The 2861-nt window shown below is 37.2% G+C and carries 3 protein-coding genes and 1 pseudogene; all 4 read right to left on the bottom strand.

What is annotated here, in order from left to right; all coding sequences use genetic code 11:
• On the bottom strand, nt 1-495 hold a 495-nt coding region (locus L696_RS0116220), incomplete at its 3' end, for a hypothetical protein (RefSeq protein ID WP_025684589.1).
• Between the two features lie 113 nt (nt 496-608).
• Entirely contained in the window at nt 609-1244 is a 636-nt protein-coding gene (locus L696_RS0116215) for a protein kinase family protein (RefSeq protein WP_025684588.1), read from the bottom strand.
• A gap of 55 nt (nt 1245-1299) precedes the next feature.
• Nucleotides 1300-1914, bottom strand: a complete 615-nt coding sequence (locus L696_RS0116210; protein WP_025684587.1) for a restriction endonuclease — start codon at nt 1912-1914, stop codon at nt 1300-1302.
• 651 nt (nt 1915-2565) lie between these two features.
• Nucleotides 2566-2861 (bottom strand): annotated as a pseudogene (locus tag L696_RS30970) (hypothetical protein); the annotation flags it as partial.

The following is a 2861-nucleotide window of genomic DNA, read 5'->3' as shown; positions in this document are numbered from 1 at the left end:
ATACGGCGTTACCCATCCAATAGAGCGAAGAGCCATGATTCCTTTAGTGTAATCGATTGGTATGTCACTGATAGGAACATCACAATGAAAAATAGTAGGCAATCCTCTACCTACTAAATATTCTTGGCAATTTAATGCTGCGGCTATAGAATTGATGAATTCGCTCCCATAAATGAGGTAATGTCCACATGAATTAATTAACTCTTTTCTGGTTAAAGTAAACCATACATGTTTATGAATTCGATCCAATTTACTCCACTGCTTATTAAATTCGTTTAAAACTACCTCTTTTGCTATTCTCTCACTAAGTAGATCTATCGCTTGTTGTCTTGCGGAATTCTCTTCAATTGCGAGGATGCCATTCTCATAGTAACTCTTGACATTCGTTGTGCAACACCCATGATACGCTCTTATATGCGTATAATCGTCTTGAAAATTTAGATTTGAATAATCCTTTGAACTATCAGATTCATCTAGTATAAACACACTTTTCATCGTTTACATCCCTTCCTAGAGTTTTTAGCCATTCCAGGATTCATTAACATACTATATGATTAACGTTTTTGAAATCTCAAAACATTTCCTTTCTGGCTCCTGCTTGGACATTTTTAAATAAGCTTAGGTGAATGGGCAAGGAAATTTGAAATAGCTTGATCGGCTTCATTCTTTTTGAACCCCTTCATACGTAGCTCATTTTTAATGCCTTTTAACTCTCCGTCATACATCTCTTGGATTTTACTCCTAAGTTGTTTTTCATGCATTTCAATTATTGAATCCACTATAGGAATACAGACACCAAAATCTAATCTTTTTACATCTCCAGAAGGGAGCCAAAGTAAATTATCTTGTAACTTAAAATCGCTATCTGTGAACCCAACATTTTGAATTTCCATTTCGGTTCTATACCAATCATAAATTAGATTCGGAGGATGATGTCCGTGTTTTTCTTTGTATTGCTCTAGATTTAATCCTTCGATCCATTCGGTTAGAATAAATCTCCGAGACGAATATGCGTACATTTCAGGAGCACATTTCCCTTGTAGTGCAAGTATTACTTCCACTTCATCTTCAAAATCATTGTATCCTTCAGGAGTATATAGTTTTAAGCAATATTTTTCTATCTTATATATATGTGAGCGTCGAGTCCCCCCTGAATAAAATCTGTCAGCAGGAGGCATTCCACTTTCATGCAACTGTTGAATTGTTTCCTCAATTTCACTTGGGATCTCTTTGATAATATTCATTAATACTTCTCCTTTACATGGTGATCATTCTACAAAAGGCAGCATCGTTATTGAATTAAGCACTTGTCTTTGCGTTAGTATTTGTCTTTTTGGAGGTCAACATTTTTACTTTCATTTGTAGCAGCATCTCTACCAATTCATCGCGGCTGATTAGCCTGACACTATTGGATTTAGCCAACTCATAGGCCTGTGCTGTAAAGTTGCTATTGGTGACAACCCATGCACCATTTGCTCTATAATGTGCGCGGGCACTCTGCACTTCCTGAACAGCTTTTAAGCCGACATTTTTGCTATAGCGCTTTGCTTGTACCACAATTCGTCTCTCACCTTTTGAAAGGATCAGATCAGCCCCGAAGTCACCAGCTGCACGTGTCACCTCAGCTTTGTATCCCTGGGACCGGAACAGATGACCAAGATAATGTTCAAACTGCACTCCATCCATTTTATCAATTTGTGCAATTCCGGATCTCTTTAGGCGCTCAGTTCGTTTACGCTGAATACTGATCATCAACATAGCAATACCAACCACTCCGAGCACCCCAACAACCATTGAAGCACTCCAGGATTTAGTTAACGAATATGTACCTGCAATACCTCCCAGCATGGCCATACCAGCCAGCCCTTGGAAGAATTCTTCTTCCTGTTTCGCTTTACTCTTCCTTCTCGCCATGATTATCCTCCTACTAAGTAAGCATAATGAACTATAAGAAAATTTTACACTTGGGACTTATTTCTTACAAGATGTAGAAATGTAAAAAAGATGAAGAACATCCTTATAGATTTCTGAATCGTAAATTCTAAGTAGCAACTTACAGAATAGGTCATAATTTGTTTACTCGGGTCACAGACATTCTATATTTCTTACTCATCATCGAACGAAATAAAAAACGCTCTAGGTTTCCCTAAAACGTTTTCTGATAAAAACAGATATATGTATGTTTAGTAACAATGACAAAACAAATTATTTAATTCTTACCTTTAGGATTCCTCTGATGTAATAGACTTCTACTTGCAAATATCTCTATTAATCCGATTCCAATTCCCAATATGAAGTAGTACCATGAGTTCACAAGAGCAGGAATGCTTTCGATAAGAAAGTACAAAATAATGTAGGCTCCACAACTACAGTGGAGATAGCTAAGAATTCAATAGCGTATTTTCTTTTGGATAAGTAAAATATTCAGGATTGCTGAGGGTTCTTCGGAAAACTACAACCTTTATTTCGCCCCATTTAAATTTATAATTTCAACTAGATAATTTTATAAAGACCCTGTTTATGCAGGTTCTTTGCCATATCATTTAGGGGTCTGGGTATCTATTTTTATTCAGTGGGTAGAGGCGCTTGAGCAACTATATTTGAGACTTTTTCCAGTTCAGGTGTCGTAGCAGGGGTATCAGTTCCAGTTGCTTGTGAAAGGATTGCCGTAACTTGAGCTGCCAGCGATGATACAGCCTCCTTAGCAGCCGCTTGAGTAGCTTCTTCGTTCGCTTGTGATTCTGTAACAATTGCCTTCGTTTTGGCCTTATACTCCAGATATGCCTTTTCAATTGCAAACTTTAACTCTACTTGGGATACTACAATATGGATTGTCAACAGTAAATCAGACAATTTTTTTA

It is taken from the genome of Paenibacillus maysiensis, from assembly GCF_000520815.1.
Taxonomy (GTDB): domain Bacteria; phylum Bacillota; class Bacilli; order Paenibacillales; family Paenibacillaceae; genus Paenibacillus; species Paenibacillus maysiensis.
The sequence above is the reverse complement of the archived record's forward strand: the minus strand, read 5'-3'. Positions and strand labels throughout refer to the sequence as shown.